Here is a 16,407-nt window from a genome sequence, read left to right as displayed (position 1 = left end):
AATGAAACGCCTCATCCAACGCGGCCTCATGTTCGGCAACCTGATCCCGGTCACCTCGCCCGCGCTGATCGACCGCTACAACCGCGCGCTCATGCACCTGACCGGCAAGCAGACGCAGCTGAGCGATTTCCACATCGACATCTCCGGCTTTTCGCCCGAGATCGGGGATGAGCTCGATGATCCGCTCTACCTCAACCACGCAGGCGTGAACCGGCAGTTCATCCTGCTGACGACCGAACAGAAATCCGCCCCGCTGCTGAACGCCAAGTTCTCGACCAGCCGGTCGATCCTGCGCCACTTCATCGAAGAGAACGAACCGCAGCTTTTCGCCCTGACCGCCACCGATGCCGTGGCGGGCGAGCTGGTCAATTCGATCTACGTGGCCGACAGCCCCGCGCGTCTCTTCGACATCCGCCGCATCGTGATCGAGGCGGACACCACGAAAGGCACCGTGCGCAAGGCGGAAAAGCTCAAGGGCCTGGTCGACCGCTTCATGGACGAAGAGGACGCCTGGTTCGATGACGTGCTGATCGCCGACATGATCGGCGTCGCCAGGGAAACCGGCGACGTGATGCGCAACCCGGTGCGCCTGCCCAAGATGGAGTTCGAGCAGGGCAATTTCTGGACGGCGCATTTCGGCGGGCTCTACCTCTTCCGAAGCCTCGAGCATCCGGCGGTGATCTCGGCCGCGCCCAAGGCCGGGCTTGGCCCGATGCCGGTGAAATTCCACTTCGATTTCACCGAACGGAACCGGATCGCCAAGTTCTTCGAGCTGAACGGCCTGGTCGAGCCCATCGTCAAGGCGCGCGGCATCGACGCGGCGGGCATCCTGCAACAGAAGATGGATTTCATCGTGGTGGACGCGGCGCAGGACGCCGGCATCGACCTTTCGGGCGCCACCCGCCGCGACATCCGCGCCCTCGCGCGCACCCATGCCGCGCGGTTGCCCGAGGAGTTCCACGCCCTCGCCGACCTCTTGCGCTGGGCCGAAGGGTCGGGCCAGTGGCCGCGCATCTCGTCGGACCATCCGGCCTATTTCTACACCCTGCGCTCGGCCGATCACCCGGATCGCGACCTCGTCAACATGCTGCTGGCCGAGCTTTGCCCCAAGGACATCCGCCAGCTCTTCATCTGCCACAAGGAGCTGTTCTACGGCCTTTATTCGCGCTGGACCGAGGCCAAGAAAAGCTACGTGGTCGATTTCCTTGACCGCGAGTACATGGCTGACAAGATGGGGACACGGGCGCGGCTTTTCGGCCATGACGCCCCGATGGAAGAGCCCAAGCCCCGGCCCTCGGGGCCCTGGGCGGGGCGGTCCCAGGCCAAGCCCGCGCCGGTCGAAGACATGATCGCCCGCGTCGGTCCCTGGGGCGCGGTCAGGAGGTAGGTGATGCGGTTCCTGCAAATGTTCGTTGTCGCGGTGGTCGGGCTGTCGGTCATCTACTGGGCGATCTCGCTTTATTCCGCCTCCGTGCGGCGGGAAAAGCTGGAAAAGCTCTGGCACGCCGAGAACCCGGACAGCCAGGACCTGTCGGCCCGGCGTGTGTTTGTGAAAGAAGGCATGGAGACCTACCATTCTGGCTTTCGCAAGAAACTGATCTGGCTGGTTTACGTCGTGCCTCTGGTCGCCATGGCCGTGATCTACTATCTGACGAATACCAATTGAGGAATTCGATATGTCCCGCGTGAAATCCGTCCTTCGCCTGCTGCTGATCCTGGCCTTCGGCGTGCTGCTGCACTACGCCCTGCCACAGCACGACGTGGCGCGCATCACCTCGACCGAGGTGATCCGGATGGATTTCTCGGGCGTGAACCGCATCTTCTTTGCCCAGTCCGACAGCGGCACGTCAGAGCTGTCGACCCGCGACATGCGGCTCATCAACACGGTCAAGAAAAAGACCTGGCTGCTGGGATTCATCCAGCGCGACAGCGAACGGGTGATGGTCTTCCGCAACGAGGATACGGGCTGGATCTGGCCGCCCTATTTCAAGTTCGACAGCTCGGATCTGCAGGCCCAGGCCTCGGCCAACATCTCGGCCCCGGGGCAGGAACAATGGGTGGTCATCACCCATTACGGCTGGCGCAACCGGCTCTTCACGATCTACCCGAACGCCATCGGCGTACGCCCGATCGACGGGCCGGACGTGACGATCATCCCGTGGTTCAACATCGGCTTCTTCATCTTCCTCGCCGCGGCCATCGCCTTTCTCCGGGCGGCCTGGCTACAGTTCCGCGAACGCACGATGGACCCGATGCTGGAACGCGCCAGCGACCGGATGGACGAGGTCGAGGCCGGGGTGGCCGAACGCCGCGGCCGTTTCTCGCGCTGGCTGGGGACCTGGCGGGCGAAGTGATCGGGCTGACGGTTCTCAACCGCTACGCGCTGCTTGGGACGGCGGAGGCGTTCCGCGCGGCGATCACCGCTCTCGCGACACGGGTCGAGGCCGAAGGTCACCCGGGCGTTCTTGGCTACCGGTTCTTCCTCGATCCCGAGCGCGGTGAAGCGCGGGCGGTCATCGACTATGCCGATGACGCGGCCTGGCTGGGCCATCACGACATCGCCATGGGCTGGCCCGAGATGACGGCGCTGCACGCCGCTGCCCGGCTGGACGAGATCACCTTCCTTGGCGCGGTGACCCCCGCGATCCGTGCCTGGATCGACGGCTCGACCCTGACGGCGCGGGTGACGGCCGGCTACGCCCCGGTGGCGGGCTTCCTCCGTCAGGGTCGCTGAGGCACGCCGTCGGCGATCTCGTAGTAATCGCCCTTGTCGGCGGTAAAAATGTGCTTTTCCAGCGTGATTCCGGTGGGCGCCTCGAGCGCGCCGAGGGCAAAGCTCATCCTGTCCTCGTCATGCGCCTTCCAGAACAGGAACGACCCGCAGGTGGTGCAAAAGCCGCGCCGCGCGGTTTCGGAGGTGTGATACCACCGTGGCGCGCCGCTGATCTTGACCGCGCTCACCGGCGCATGGGCCGAAGCCCAGGTATGCCCGCTTTGCCGCCGGCACTGGCTGCAATGACAGACCGAGGCGCCCTGCACATCGCCTTCGACAATGAACGACACTGCTCCGCAATTGCACCGACCTTTCAACACGCGGCCATTCCCTTTCATTATTCCGAAAATACTCTGCGCGGGTCGCCAGTCGCGCGTCATTGGTCCGAGAGACAATGGCGACGGGGTGCAAAACCCCCATTCCGACACCCGTCACTCAGCCCTCGCGCAGTCGCGTCAGCACCCGCAGCGAGGCATAGCCATCCGGCACCCAGCCGATGGATTGCTGGAACTGACGCACAGCCCCGATGGTCAGCGGCCCGATCTTGCCGTCGATCTTCTCGGTGTCGAAACCCGCCTCAGTGAGCCGCCGCTGCAACTCGAGCCGTTCATCGAGCGTCAGCACCCGGTCCTCGCGCGGCCAGCCATGCTTGAACGGCGCGCCGCCGGCGATCCGGTCGGCCAGGTGGCCGACGCCGATCACATAGGCATCGGCAGTGTTGTAGCTTTCCAGCACCTTGAAATTGTCGAAGACCAGGAAGGCCACGCCCAGGTGCCCTGCCGGCAGCAGCACCGAGGCGGGGCCATGGTTCGGCACCGGCTTGCCATCCACGCCCAGCACGCCCTCTGCGGCCCAGTCGGACGGCATCCGGCGGTTGTCGCGCCGGGCCGCGGCATAGTCGAAGCCGTCGGGCAAGGTCACCTCGACGCCCCAGGGCACGCCGGTCTGCCATCCGTTCTTCTTGAGATAGGCGGCGGTCGAGGCCAGCGCATCGGCCGGGTCCTCGCCCCAGATGTCGCGGCGGCCGTCGCCGGTCCAGTCGACCGCGTGGCGCAGGAAGCTCGAGGGCATGAACTGCGTATGCCCCATCGCCCCGGCCCAGCTGCCGCGAAGGTTTTCGGGCGTGGTGTCGCCCGCGTTCAGGATGGTGAGCGCGGCCAGCAGCTCGCCCTCGAAGAACGCGGCCCGCCGCCCGTCATAGGCGAGCGTGGCCAGCGATTGCAGCGTGTCGTCGCCACCGCGAAAGCTGCCATAGGCGCTTTCCAGCCCCCAGATCGCGGTCACGATCTCTTTCGGCACGCCATAGCGCGCCTCGATCGCCTCGAGCGTCTTGCGCTGCCTGGCCAGCGCGTCCCGGCCGTTCTGGACCCGCAGGTCCGACACCGCCGTGTCGAGGTAATCCCAGATCGTCTTGGTGAATTCCGACTGGTTGCGGTCGCGGCTGACGACCTTCTCGTCGTAGCTGAGCCCGGCCACGGCCCGGTCGTAGAGGCCCGCATCGATCCCCTCGGCCTGCGCAGTCTCGCGGAACTCGGTCAGCCAGCGGCGCAGACCGGCGGTCGTCTTGGTCTGGGACATGGTCGACACCTGCTGGACATTGATCACCAGCCCTTCCGGCCGGTGATCGGGCCGAAGGGAGATCGTCGGTGCCTCGGCCCATGTGGGGCCGGACAAAAGGGCAAGGCACAGCGTCGTGGCCAGGATGCGGGGTGTCATGATCGGACCTGCTCGGGTTCTCGTTGTCTGGATGCTACCGCGATTCCCGCGATCCGCAAAGCGCGGCGCTTGAATAGCGCCCGGACGGGCGGAAGCTCGCGCCCGGCTGGCGCAGAAGCCGGAAATTGCGCTTGATCGGCGCATCCCCGCTGTATCCGGTTCACCCCGGGGCCGCGCCGCGCTAGAACGCGCAGATCAATGGCCGACAAGAGGACGAGCCCATGACCGCGCCGAAACCCGTCGTTCTGTGTATCCTCGATGGCTGGGGCCTGCGGGAAGCGACCGACCACAATGCCCCCGCGCTGGCCAGGACGCCGAATTTCGACCGCATCTGGCAGACCTGCCCGACCAGCACGCTGATAACCCATGGCCGTGACGTGGGCCTGCCCGCCGGGCAGATGGGCAATTCCGAGGTCGGGCACATGAACATCGGCGCCGGCCGGGTTGTCGCCATGGACCTTGGCCAGATCGACCTGGCGGTCGAGGATGGGTCATTCGCCAAGAACGACGCGCTGCAGGCATTCCTGAAGCGGCTCAAGGCCAGCGGCGGGACGGCGCACCTGATGGGGGTGGTGTCCGATGGCGGCGTGCATGGCCATATCGAACATGTCCTCGCGGCGGCCAGGGCCGTGACCGACGCGGGCGTGCGCTGCGTGCTCCATGCCGTGACCGACGGCCGCGACGTGGCGCCGAAATCCGCCGACGGCTTCCTCGAGACGCTGGAGAGCCGTCTGCCCAAAGGCGCCTCGGTCGCCACGGTCACGGGCCGTTACTATGCCATGGACCGCGACAACCGCTGGGAGCGGGTGGAGAAAGCCTATGACGCCATGATCCTGGGCGAAGGTAACCTGGCCCCCGACAGCGCCACCGCCGTGCGGCGCGGCTACGGCGCGGACAAGACCGACGAATTCCTGCCCGCCACGGTGATCGGCGATTACAAGGGTGCCAAGGACGGCGACGGCTTCTTCTGCCTCAACTTCCGCGGCGACCGCGCCCGCGAGATCCTGCGCGCGATCGGAGAGCCGGAGTTCGCCGAATTCGACACCGGCACGCGGCCCAAGTGGGCCTCGCTTCTGGGGATGGTCGAATACAGCGACGATCACAACGACTACATGCACACCTGCTATCCCAAGCGCGAGATCGCCAACACGCTGGCCCATTGGGTTGCGGCCAAGGGTCTGCGGCAGTTCCACATTGCCGAGACCGAGAAATACCCCCATGTCACCTTCTTCCTGAACGGCGGCAAGGAAACACCCGAGGCCGGAGAAGACCGCTACATGGCCGCCTCGCCCAAGGTCGCGACCTATGACCTGCAACCCGAAATGTCGGCAGGTGAAGTGACCGAGCATTTCGTCGGCGCGATCCGCGAGGGCTACGACCTGATCGTGTGCAACTTTGCCAACCCGGACATGGTGGGCCACACGGGCGACCTGAACGCCGCCATCGCCGCCTGCGAGGCGGTGGACGAGGGGCTGGGCCAGGTGCTGGAGGCGCTCGAGGCGGCGGGCGGGGCGATGATCGTCACCGCCGACCACGGCAATTGCGAAACCATGTGGGACGACAAGACCAACGGCCCGCATACCGCCCATACGACCAACCCGGTCCCGGTGATCCTGGTCGGGGGGCCCGAGGGCGCCAGCCTGCGCGACGGCGGGCGGCTCGCGGATCTTGCGCCAACGCTGCTGGCGCTGATGCAGCTCGACCAGCCCGAGGAAATGACCGGGGAAAGCCTGCTGTCGTGATCCTGCGCGCCGCCGTCCTTGCCCTGACGCTGGCCGGCCCCGCGACGGCCCAGAACGCCCCCGCCGATGCGGCGCGGCGCGCGGCCGAGATGCTGGAACAGGCCGCGCTGGGCCTTGATGCGGCCGACGACCGCCGCGACCGGGTGGCCGCGCTGACCGACACGGTGCAGGCCTACGAGGCGGGGCTCGAGGCGATGCGCGACGGGTTGCGGGCAGTCACGATCCGCGAACAGGCCCTGTCGCGCAAGCTGGGCGCGCAAAAGGAAGACATCGCCCGGCTGCTGGGCGTGTTGCAGGCCATCGGGCGCAGCGAGGGGCCGACGCTGCTGCTGCACCCCTCGGGGCCGATGGGCACGGCGCGGGCCGGGATGCTTCTGGCCGACGTGACCCCGGCGCTGCAGGCCCAGGCGCAGGCGCTGAAAGCCGACCTTGACGAGGTGTCGACCCTGCGGCTGCTGCAGGAGGACGCGGCGCAGCGGCTGCGCGACGGGCTCGCGGGTGTGCAGGACGCGCGCACCGCGCTGAGCCAGGCGATTGCCGACCGCACCGACCTGCCGCGCCGCTTCACCGAGGACCCGGCCGGCGTCGCCGTGCTGATCGCCTCGACCGAGACGCTGCAGGGCTTTGCCGACGGGCTGACCCAGATGCAGGAAGGCGAAACCGCGGCCCTGCCGCAGATCGACCGCGACACCGGCCCCCTGCCCTGGCCGGTGCAGGGCACCATCCTGCGCAAGCCGGGCGAGGCGGACGCCGCCGGCATCGCCCGGCCCGGCGTCGTCATGGCGACCCGCCCCCGTGCGCTGGTCACCACCCCCACGGCGGCGACGATTCGCTATGCCGGGCCGCTGCTCGACCTTGGCCTTGTGACCATCCTCGAACCGCAGCCGGGGCTGATGTTCGTCCTCGCCGGGCTCGACGCCACTTATGGCGCGGCGGGCGAAGTGCTGCCGGCGGGCTCTCCGGTCGGTCTGATGGGGGGCGAGGACCCGCAAATCGGTGCCATCCTGTCAACTCCGGGTGAAGGGGGTGGCGCCCAGCGTCCGGAAACGCTTTACATAGAGGTCAGGCAGGGCAAGGAACCCGTGGACCCGCTCCTCTGGTTCGGATCAGTGAAGGATTGAGACACATGAAGAGATTCGTCTTCGCCGCGACCGGGGGCATCTTGGCTGGCGTGATCGCCACGACGCAGATCGCCGGCCCGTTGCTGGCGCAGGAAAACGCGAAATCCATGGGGGTCTACGAACAGCTCGACCTCTTCGGCGACATCTTCGAGCGGATTCGCCAGCAATACGTGGAAGAAGTCGACGAAGCCGACCTGATCGAGGCGGCCATCGACGGCATGCTCACCTCGCTCGACCCGCATTCCAGCTACCTGTCGCCCGATGACGCCGCCGCCATGCGCGTGCAGACGCGGGGCGAATTCGGCGGCCTAGGCATCGAGGTCACGCAGGAGGAAGGCTTCGTCAAGGTCGTGTCGCCCATCGACGGCACCCCGGCAGACGAGGCCGGCGTCATGGCGGGCGATTTCATCACCCATGTGGATGGCGAATCGATCCTGGGCCTGACGCTGGACGAGGCGGTCGAGATGATGCGCGGCCCGGTCGGGTCGGAAATCGTCATCACCGTGGTCCGCGAGGGCGAGGCCGAACCCTTCGACGTGTCGATCATCCGCGACACGATCAAGCTGACCGCCGTGCGCACCCGGATCGAAAGCCACGCGGTCGTGCTGCGGGTCACCACCTTCAACGACCAGACCTACCCGAACCTCGAGGCGGGCATCCAAGAACAGATCGAGGCAGCAGGCGGCATCGACAACGTCACCGGCTTCGTGCTTGACCTGCGCAACAACCCGGGCGGGCTGCTGACCCAGGCGATCAAGGTCTCGGACGCCTTCCTCGAATCGGGCGAGATCGTCTCGACCCGCGGCCGCAACCCCGAGGATGGCGACCGCTACAACGCGACGCCCGGGGACCTGGCGCAGGGCAAGCCGCTGGTCGTGCTGATCAACGGCGGCTCGGCCTCGGCCTCGGAAATCGTGGCCGGCGCGCTGCAGGATCACCACCGCGGCGTGGTCGTGGGCACCAAGTCCTTCGGCAAGGGCTCGGTCCAGACCGTGATGCCGCTGCGCGGCGACGGCGCGATGCGCCTGACCACGGCGCGCTACTACACGCCCTCGGGCCGGTCGATCCAGGCGCTGGGCGTGAGCCCGGACATCGTGGTCGCCCAGCCGCAGGTGCGCCAGGACGAGCAAGAGGAAGAGACCGGCAACCGCCCGCTGCGCTCCGAGGCGGATCTGCGCGGCTCGCTCGACAACGATTCGCTGACCGAGGACGAGATCCGGCAGATCGAGGAAGAGCGCGCCGAGGCCGAGGCCGCCGCGCAGCTGCGCGAAGAGGATTTCCAGCTGAGCTACGCGGTGGACCTGCTGCAGGGCCTCAGCAAGCTGGAACAGAACTGATCAGGGGGCGGCCTTCGGGCCGCCCTTTTTGCATGGGGAGGGGGCGCCATGGACCTCGAGAGGAACAAGGCGACTGTCATCGCCTTCTACGAGCGCATGTTCAACGCGTGCGACCCGCGCGGTGCGGTCGAGGCTTACGTCGGCGCGGAATACATCCAGCACAATCCCCACGTGGCCACGGGCACACAGGGGTTCATCGACTATTTCGAACGGATGGCGCGCGAGCATCCCGGCAAGCGGGTCATCGTCAAGCGCGCGATCGCCGAAGGTGACCTGGTCGTGCTGCATTGCCACCAGGTCTGGCCGGGCGGGCCGGATTACGCGGGCATCGACATCTTCCGGCTGGATGCGGATGGCAAGGTGGTCGAACATTGGGACGTGCTGCAGACACTGCCGGAGCATTCCGAAAACCCCAACGGGATGTTCTGAGCCGCGCCGGCGGACTTTGAGTATTTATGGAATAATGAAAGGGCTGGGGGTCAGGCCAGCAGGCCGGCTGCCGGGCGGATGGCGCCGCAAGGGATGCCGCGCCGGCTGAACAACTCGACGTTCATGCGGCGGCGGGTGGCCGGGTGCTCTGGGTCGAGCGCGCCGAGACGCACCAGCAGCGCGGCGATGGCACATTCGCTGGCCCGCGTCGTGCCGTCCGCGATCTTGAGCGCGATGCCCAGCTTCTGGTCGGGCAGGATGGCGGTGTAGACACCCTCGGCCCCGGTCTTGATGGCGGCGCGGCCCCCCGTGGCACGCATCAGTTCCGTGCAGGCGCGTGTTTCGCCCGCGACGAGGTCGGGATGGGCGCGCATGGCATCGGTCAGCGCGGCGCCGGCCTTGTCCAGCGTGCCGCCGCGCGTCGCGGCGCCGGCGAACCAGCCCATCGCGCGGCCCAGCCCCTCCATCGTGCAGGCGAAATTCGGCGCCGAGCAGCCGTCGATTCCGAAGCCGGGCGAGGGCGCGCCGGTGACCTCTTCGAAGGCGTCGCGGGCGGCCAGTTGCACCGGGTGGTCCGGATCGACATATTCGGGCCCGGCGCCGAGATGCTGCGCCAGGGTCAGGAAGCCCGCATGCTTGCCCGAGCAATTGTTGTGCAACTGGCAGGGGGAGGCGTCGGTCTTGATGATCGCCGTGCGCGCCGGGCGGTCGTCGGGCATCTGCGGGCCGCAGCGCAGGTCGTCTTCGCTCAGGCCAAGCTGCGCCAGCCAGGCGTCGACGCGGGTGGTGTGGATCTCGGCCCCGTTGTGCGAGGCACAGGCCAGCGCCAGCTGCTCGGACGTCAACCCGCGCGCGGCGGCGGCGCCCGAGGCGACCAGCGGCAGCGCCTGGATCATCTTGACCGAGGAACGCGGCAGGATCACCGCCGCCGGGTCGCCCCAGCTCTCGACCACGCGGCCACGGTCATCGCAGATCACCGCATGGCCCAGGTGCAGGCTTTCCAGGAAGTCGCCGCGCCAGATTTCGGCCATCGGAACCGGAGCAACCATCATGGATCCTTTCAAAACTTGGCGATTTTGCGCCCATTGCCCTTTATCGGGTGGCGGATTTCGCGCTAATGTGCATGTTGTCGAGAGATTTCCAAGCCCCGTCAAGCGGATGCGCAAGAACTGGCGGGCGGGGCATAGGCGAGGCAAGGACGGCTCGGAGGCTGGTCACATGGTATCATCAATTCGCGGAATTCTGGCAGGCGTCCTGGCGCTGACCGGCATGGCAGTGTCGGCGCAGGAAGAAAGCACCAACCGCGTGGCGGCGAACACGGACTGGAGCGTGTTCGTCGAAAGTAACCCTACGGAATGCTGGGGCGTTTCGGCCCCCAAGGAAACCGTCAACACCCGCGACGGCCGCGTCGTGCAGGTCCGCCGGGGCGAGATCCTGCTGTTCGTCTTCTACCGGCCCGGCGCCGGCGTGAAGGGGCAGGTGACCTTTACCGGCGGCTATCCCTTCGCCCCCGATTCCACCGTCGGGCTGAACGTGGACGGGCGCGAGTTCCAGCTGTTCACCGACGGCGAATGGGCCTGGCCCGCCTCGCCCGAGGACGACGCCCAGATCGTAACCGCGATGAAGGCCGGCTCGAGCGCCATCCTGACCGCCCGCTCCTCGCGCGGGACGCAGACGCAGGACACGTTCTCCCTGCTCGGCTTCACCGCCGCCGTCGAGGATGCCGAGAAGCGCTGCGGCAGCTGACCTGGCGGGACATGCGGGGGCCTGCCCCGTCGCCAGTGTCAATCGGACCAATGGCGCGACACTGGCGATCCCCCGGAGGTCTATGGCAGGATGAAGCGGGATCGGGGCGCCCCGGTCCTTCATTGTTTCGAAAATACCTCGGGGGTTTGGGGGCAGCGCCCCCAAGCTCACCAACCCGTGCGACGCCGGCCGTTGCGGGGGCTTTGTAATCGCGGGCGATTCGTGTATTGAGGCGCCTTCTTTCAGAGGTCACGCGCGATGAAACCCGACGCTCCGATCACACAGGATGTCCTGACCATCCCCCGCAAGCAGCCCGAGGGCGGCCGCACGAACATCGTCGGCCTGACCCGCGACCAGCTGCGGGATGCGCTCATTGCCGCCGGCACGCCGGAAAAGCAGGCCAAGATGCGGCTGAACCAGCTGTGGCAATGGGTCTACCACTGGGGCGTGCGCGATTTCGACGCCATGACCAACCTCGCCAAGGCCTACCGCGCCCTGCTGGCCGAGCATTTCGTGATCGAGATCCCCGAGACGGTGTCGCGCCTCGTGTCCGAGGACGGCACGCGCAAGTACCTTGTCCGCATCGCCGGCGGGCACGAGGTCGAGGTGGTCTATATCCCAGAGGAAGACCGCGGCACGCTTTGTGTCTCGTCCCAGGTTGGCTGCACGCTGACCTGTTCCTTCTGCCACACCGGCACGCAGAAGCTGGTGCGCAACCTGACCGCGGGCGAGATCGTCGGCCAGATCATGATGGCACGCGACGACCTCGGCGAATGGCCAGAGCCGGGGCAGGGCACGGGCGAGAACGGCCCGCGCCTTCTGTCGAACATCGTGCTGATGGGCATGGGTGAGCCGCTTTACAACTTCGACAACGTGCGCGACGCGATGAAGATCGCGATGGATGGCGAGGGCATTGCCCTGTCCCGTCGCCGCATCACCCTGTCGACCAGCGGTGTCGTCCCCGAGATCGCCCGCTGCGCCGAGGAAATCGGCTGCATGCTCGCCGTCAGTTTCCACGCCACCACCGACGAGGTGCGCGACAAGCTGGTGCCGATCAACAAGCGCTGGAACATCGAGGAACTGCTGGCCGCGCTCAAGGCCTATCCCAAGCTCTCGAACTCTGAGCGGATCACCTTTGAATACGTGATGCTGGACGGGGTGAACGACAGCGACGAGGACGCGCGGCGGCTGGTCAAGCTGATCGAGGACATCCCGGCCAAGGTGAACCTGATCCCCTTCAACGAATGGCCCGGCGCGCCCTACAAGCGGTCGTCGAACAACCGCATCCGCGCCTTTGCCAACGTGATCTACCAGGCCGGCTATGCCTCGCCCATACGCACCCCGCGGGGCGAGGATATCATGGCCGCCTGTGGTCAGCTCAAGTCGGCCACCGAACGCGCCCGCAAGTCGCGGCGCGAGATCGAGGCCGAGGCAGGCATGGGCGGCGCCTGAGCGTCACGCGCGCGGCGGATCAAGGGAAGGGGGCCATGCGGCCCCCTTTTTCATTTGAAACGCATTGGTGTGACTTTGGAAACACAGCGTTTACCGGTCACGAGAATGCCCCAATCCGGCACGATTTCCGCCCCATCGCAACAATAGCCTCGTTCCAGTGTTAATCGTTTCAATGGAGGAAACGCCATGCTGTTCGAAGGTTCCGAAAACATCGCCGCCCAGGTCCGTGACATCGTCCTGAAAGAGCGCGCCCTCTCCGTTTCCGATCGCGAGTGGCAGCACCGCCTGCGCGGCTACGGTTATGCCCTGGCAGAGACCGCCCGCGGCCGCGTGGTGACCCATCTGCGCAACGGGCGCGAGCTGTGCTGGCTGGGCGACCTGGCCTGATCCCGACCTGGCCGGACAGGTTCAGCGCCCGGGGATGACCCCGCGCCGTTCGCCCTTGCCCTGCCAATGCGTCATCGCGTCCAGCGCATCCTGCGCCGTGTCGACGTAGCGGAACAGCTCGAGGTCACTGTCCGAAATGGTGCCGGCATCCGCCAGCGCCTGCCAGTCGACGATCCGGTCCCAGAACTCGCGGCCGAACAGCAGGATCGGCACCTGCTTCATCCGTCCGGTCTGGATCAGCGTCAGCGACTCGAACAATTCGTCGAGCGTGCCGAACCCGCCGGGGAAGACGGCAATCGCCTCGGCCCGCATCAGGAAATGCATCTTCCTGATCGCGAAGTAGTGGAAGTTGAAGCACAGCTCGGGCGTCACGTATGCGTTCGGCGCCTGTTCATGGGGCAGCACGATGTTCAGCCCCACCGATACGCCGCCCGCATCGGCGGCCCCGCGGCAGGCGGCCTCCATCACGCCGGGGCCCCCGCCCGACACGATGACCTTTTCGCGGTTGCCCGTGGCGACCGACAGTTCGGTCACCATGCGCGCGAACTCCTGCGCCTCGTCGTAGTATTTCGACAGGTCGCGCAGGGTCGAGGTCCGCGCCGTGTCCTTGTCGCGCGGCGCCGGAATGCGCGCGCCGCCGAACAGCACCACGGTCGAGGTGATCCCGGCCTCCTGCATGATCAGTTCCGGCTTGAGCAGTTCCAGCTGCAGCCGCACGGGGCGCAATTCGTCCCGCGTCAGGAAATCCGTGTCGTCGAAGGCCAGCTTGTAGGTCGAGGACCGCGTCTGCGGCGTGTCCGGGATATGGTGGCTGGCCTCGCGGTCCTGTTCGGAATCGCGGAAAGGATGGGCACGGGGGGCTTCGTTCATGAACCTGCTCTGAAAATGCGTTTCTGGAGAGCCATCCTAGCGCGCGGGCGGGCCGGAAACCAGCCTAGCGCCGCTGCACCTTGCGTTGACGCTTGGCGGTCGCCCGTTTCGTCTTGCGTTCCTTGCCGCGCGGGGCGCCGCGGGCCCCGCGCTTGGAGGTCACGCGTTTCGTCGGGTCGCCCTCGACCGACAGCAGTTCCAGCAGCAGCCCGCCGGTGACCGGCACCGCCTCGGTCAGCTTGACCTCGACCCGCTGGCCCAGGCCAAAGACCTGGCCCGATTGCTCGCCCGTCAACGTGCCCTCGTCCTTGTCGAAGCGGAAGTATTCGCTGCCCAGAGACCGGATCGGCACCAGCCCGTCGGCGTGGGTTTCGTCCAGCCGGACAAAGACGCCGAACCGCGCGATGCCCGAGATCTTGCCGGTGAAGGTCGCCCCCACCCGGTCGCTGAGATAGGCGGCGAGGTAACGGTCGGTCGTGTCCCGCTCGGCCATCATCGACCGGCGCTCGGTCTCCGAGATGTGGATGGCGGTCTGCTCCAGCCGCTCCTTGTCCTCGGGCGTCAGCCCGTCCTTGCCCCAGCCATGGGCCGAGATCAGCGCGCGGTGCACGACAAGGTCGGCATAGCGCCGGATGGGCGAGGTGAAATGCGCATAGGCCTTCAGCGCCAGCCCGAAATGGCCGATATGCATGGGCGAATAGTACGCCTGCGTCATCGACCTGAGGGTCGACAGGTTGATCAGTTCCGCCTCGTCCGACCCGGCCGCAGCGTTCAGGAGCGCGTTGAGGTGCCGGGTCTGCAGCACCTGCCCCTTGGCCAGCGTGTAGCCCGAGGCGGCGGCGGTTTCGCGCAGCGCCTCGAGCTTTTCCGGGCTCGGTTCCTCGTGGGCGCGGAACAGCAGGGGCGAGTTCTTGGCGATCAGCGTCTCGGCCGCGCAGACATTGGCGAGGACCATGAATTCCTCGATCAGCTTGTGGGCGTCGTAGCGGTCGGCGAAGTTGACCGAGGCGACCTCGCCCTCCTCGGTCAGCACGATCTTGCGTTCGGGCAGGTCCAGCTCCAGCGGCTGGCGGGTGCGCCGCGCCTCCATCAGCGCGTGGTAGGCGGCATAGAGCGGCGCGATCACCTCGTCCATCAGCGGCGCGCATTTCTCGTTCGGGTTGCCGTCCTGCGCCTGCTGCACCTCGGCGTAATTCAGCGAGGCGATGGAGCGCATGAGCCCCCGTTCGAACCGGTGGCCGATCTTTTGCCCATGGGCGTCGATCTGGATGCGCAGGGCGATACAGGCGCGTGGCACGCCTTCGTGCAGCGAACACAGGTCACCTGACAGCCGGTCGGGCAGCATCGGCACCACGCGGTCGGGGAAGTAGCTGGAATTGCCGCGCTTGCGCGCCTCCTTGTCCAGCGCAGAGCCGGAGGTCACGTAATGCGCCACGTCCGCGATCGCGACCCAGAGCACATGGCCGCCTTCGTTCTTCGGGTCGTCATCGGCATGGGCCCAGACCGCGTCGTCATGGTCGCGCGCATCCGACGGGTCGATGGTGACCAGCGGCATCTCGCGCAGGTCCGTGCGACCCGACAGGCCCGCAGGCTTCATCGCATCGGCTTCCTCGATCACTGCGTCGGGGAAATCGTGCGGGATGCCGTGCTGGTGGATGGCGATCAGCGAGACCGCGCGCGGCTCGGTCGGATCGCCAAGGCGCGCGGTGATGCGGGCGCGTGGCAGGCCGAGGCGCCCCTTGGGGCCGGACTGCTCGGCCTCGACCAGCTCGCCTTCCTTGGCGCCATTGATGTCGTCGCGGCCGATCAGCCATTCCTTGTCGTCGCCCTTGTCGATGGGCAGGATTCGCCCGCCCTCGGGGGTCTTGCGGAAGACGCCCAGCACCTTGCGCGGGTTGGTCCCGATGCGGCGGATAAGGCGGCCTTCGTAGGCGGCGTCTTCGTCCTCGAGCTCGGTCAGCCGCGCGAGGATGCGGTCGCCCTCGCCCAGGGCCGGATCGCTGGTCGCGAGCACCAGCCGCACCACCGGCGCCGCGCCCTCGCCCTGCCATTCCAGCGGCTCGGCCGTCAGGTCGCCGTCGTCGTCCGGCCCGGCCACCCGCAGCACCGCCACAGGGGGCAGCTTGTCGGGGTCGCGATAGGTCTTGTTGCGCTTTTGCAGGTGGCCCTCGGCCTCCAGCTCCTTCAGCAGGCGCTTGAGGTCGATCCGCGCCGCGCCCTTGATGCTGAAGGCCCGGGCAATGTCGCGTTTGGAGGTCTGGGTCGGGTTGTCCGAGATCCACTGGAGGATCTCGTCGCGCGTGGGAAGCTGGTCCATGATCCGCCCCTAGCACGAGGTCGGGGCGGCGTCACGCGGGATTGCGCCGGCGCGCACTGCGGCGCGCCAACCAGGCCATGGCCAGAAAGCTCACTGCCGTGGCGAGGGTGAAGGCTAGCGGATGCGCGCGGCAGCCTTCCTGCACGGCCAAGCGGTAGATGCCGTTCTGGTCAAACCAGTCCGACCACCTGAGCCAGGTGTTCGCGGCCAGCAAAGCCACGGCCAACGCGACCGGCCAGAGTCTCCGTCGGACAAAGGCGAAGATGAGCAGCCCGGCGGCCAGGATGACCACGGGAGAGGTCAGTTCGATCCCGATTCTGTCCATCAGCCCGTAGGGCGGATTGTCCAGGACCGGCCAGAGGATTTCCTTGTCGCAGACCTCGGCCCGCGCCGCGCCGGGCATCAGCAGCGCTGCACAGAGCTGACTTTGGCGCGAGGAAATGCGCGTCCATGCGAGACCGAACCCACGGAAAACCATCACGTTTTGCATCATCTCGATGGATTCTCTTGATTTGCT

17 protein-coding genes are annotated in these 16,407 nt (G+C 67.0%); 11 read left to right on the top strand and 6 right to left on the bottom strand.

Going from position 1 to position 16,407, the window contains the following annotated elements; genetic code table 11:
- The first annotated feature begins 1 nt into the window (after position 1).
- Genes MF270_RS09365 through MF270_RS09350 form a run of 4 tightly spaced genes read left to right on the top strand, consistent with a single transcriptional unit; the run spans position 2 to position 2,734 of the window.
- Complete coding sequence (locus MF270_RS09365; RefSeq protein ID WP_238365614.1) at positions 2–1,387, top strand: DUF6638 family protein; 1,386 nt, start codon at positions 2–4, stop codon at positions 1,385–1,387.
- Positions 1,388–1,390: 3 nt separating this feature from the next.
- Entirely contained in the window at positions 1,391–1,666 is a 276-nt protein-coding gene (locus tag MF270_RS09360) for a hypothetical protein (protein WP_238365613.1), read from the top strand.
- Between the two features lie 10 nt (positions 1,667–1,676).
- Positions 1,677–2,354, top strand: a complete 678-nt coding sequence (locus MF270_RS09355) for a DUF1523 family protein (RefSeq protein ID WP_238365612.1) — start codon at positions 1,677–1,679, stop codon at positions 2,352–2,354.
- A complete protein-coding gene (locus MF270_RS09350) occupies positions 2,351–2,734 on the top strand; it encodes a putative quinol monooxygenase (RefSeq protein WP_238365611.1) in 384 nt (127 codons plus the stop codon). Before MF270_RS09355 ends, MF270_RS09350 begins: the two co-directional genes overlap by 4 nt.
- Here MF270_RS09350 and MF270_RS09345 read toward each other — a convergent pair.
- On the bottom strand, positions 2,722–3,093 hold the full coding sequence (locus tag MF270_RS09345; RefSeq protein ID WP_418887875.1) for a GFA family protein: 372 nt from the start codon (positions 3,091–3,093) through the stop codon (positions 2,722–2,724). The two genes, MF270_RS09350 and MF270_RS09345, sit on opposite strands and share 13 nt — an antisense overlap.
- Positions 3,094–3,208: 115 nt before the next feature.
- Positions 3,209–4,489 (bottom strand): lytic murein transglycosylase, encoded by a 1,281-nt coding sequence (locus tag MF270_RS09340; RefSeq protein ID WP_418887874.1) that lies wholly within the window; start codon positions 4,487–4,489, stop codon positions 3,209–3,211.
- Positions 4,490–4,710: 221 nt separating this feature from the next.
- Between MF270_RS09340 and gpmI the strand changes: the two genes are divergently transcribed.
- From gpmI to MF270_RS09320, 4 genes are read left to right on the top strand one after another with little or no spacing between them, the layout of a single operon-like run.
- Positions 4,711–6,231 (top strand): 2,3-bisphosphoglycerate-independent phosphoglycerate mutase, encoded by a 1,521-nt coding sequence (gene gpmI / locus MF270_RS09335; protein WP_238365609.1) that lies wholly within the window; start codon positions 4,711–4,713, stop codon positions 6,229–6,231.
- Positions 6,228–7,352 (top strand): murein hydrolase activator EnvC family protein, encoded by a 1,125-nt coding sequence (locus MF270_RS09330; RefSeq protein ID WP_238365608.1) that lies wholly within the window; start codon positions 6,228–6,230, stop codon positions 7,350–7,352. The genes gpmI and MF270_RS09330 overlap by 4 nt, the downstream gene beginning before the upstream one ends.
- Positions 7,353–7,357: 5 nt before the next feature.
- The gene (locus tag MF270_RS09325; RefSeq protein WP_238365607.1) at positions 7,358–8,689 is read left to right on the top strand and encodes a S41 family peptidase; all 1,332 of its coding nucleotides are present in this window, start codon (positions 7,358–7,360) and stop codon (positions 8,687–8,689) included.
- A gap of 48 nt (positions 8,690–8,737) precedes the next feature.
- Positions 8,738–9,118 (top strand): nuclear transport factor 2 family protein, encoded by a 381-nt coding sequence (locus tag MF270_RS09320; protein ID WP_238365606.1) that lies wholly within the window; start codon positions 8,738–8,740, stop codon positions 9,116–9,118.
- Between the two features lie 50 nt (positions 9,119–9,168).
- On the opposite strand, the gene MF270_RS09315 is transcribed toward MF270_RS09320, so the two are convergent.
- Complete coding sequence (locus MF270_RS09315; RefSeq protein WP_238365780.1) at positions 9,169–10,167, bottom strand: asparaginase; 999 nt, start codon at positions 10,165–10,167, stop codon at positions 9,169–9,171.
- A 169-nt stretch (positions 10,168–10,336) separates the two neighbouring features.
- Here MF270_RS09315 and MF270_RS09310 point away from each other — a divergent pair, with 169 nt between their 5' ends.
- The 3 genes from MF270_RS09310 (at position 10,337) to MF270_RS09300 (ending at position 12,703) form a co-directional block, all read left to right on the top strand.
- Positions 10,337–10,864, top strand: a complete 528-nt coding sequence (locus MF270_RS09310) for an invasion associated locus B family protein (RefSeq protein WP_238365605.1) — start codon at positions 10,337–10,339, stop codon at positions 10,862–10,864.
- A 258-nt stretch (positions 10,865–11,122) separates the two neighbouring features.
- A complete protein-coding gene (rlmN, locus tag MF270_RS09305; protein WP_238365604.1) occupies positions 11,123–12,316 on the top strand; it encodes a dual-specificity RNA methyltransferase RlmN in 1,194 nt (397 codons plus the stop codon).
- A gap of 186 nt (positions 12,317–12,502) precedes the next feature.
- The gene (locus MF270_RS09300) at positions 12,503–12,703 is read left to right on the top strand and encodes a hypothetical protein (RefSeq protein ID WP_238365603.1); all 201 of its coding nucleotides are present in this window, start codon (positions 12,503–12,505) and stop codon (positions 12,701–12,703) included.
- Between the two features lie 21 nt (positions 12,704–12,724).
- Here MF270_RS09300 and MF270_RS09295 read toward each other — a convergent pair whose 3' ends face one another.
- The 3 genes from MF270_RS09295 to MF270_RS09285 all read right to left on the bottom strand — a co-directional run bounded on the left by MF270_RS09295 (position 12,725) and on the right by MF270_RS09285 (position 16,383).
- A complete protein-coding gene (locus MF270_RS09295) occupies positions 12,725–13,573 on the bottom strand; it encodes an LOG family protein (protein ID WP_238365602.1) in 849 nt (282 codons plus the stop codon).
- A 64-nt stretch (positions 13,574–13,637) separates the two neighbouring features.
- A complete protein-coding gene (gene rnr / locus MF270_RS09290) occupies positions 13,638–15,890 on the bottom strand; it encodes a ribonuclease R (protein WP_238365601.1) in 2,253 nt (750 codons plus the stop codon).
- Positions 15,891–15,921: 31 nt separating this feature from the next.
- Positions 15,922–16,383, bottom strand: a complete 462-nt coding sequence (locus MF270_RS09285) for a hypothetical protein (protein WP_238365600.1) — start codon at positions 16,381–16,383, stop codon at positions 15,922–15,924.
- Positions 16,384–16,407: the final 24 nt, after the last annotated feature.

It is taken from the genome of Mesobacterium pallidum (genome assembly GCF_019966535.1).
GTDB lineage: Bacteria > Pseudomonadota > Alphaproteobacteria > Rhodobacterales > Rhodobacteraceae > Mesobacterium > Mesobacterium pallidum.
The sequence above is the reverse complement of the archived record's forward strand: the minus strand, read 5'-3'. Positions and strand labels throughout refer to the sequence as shown.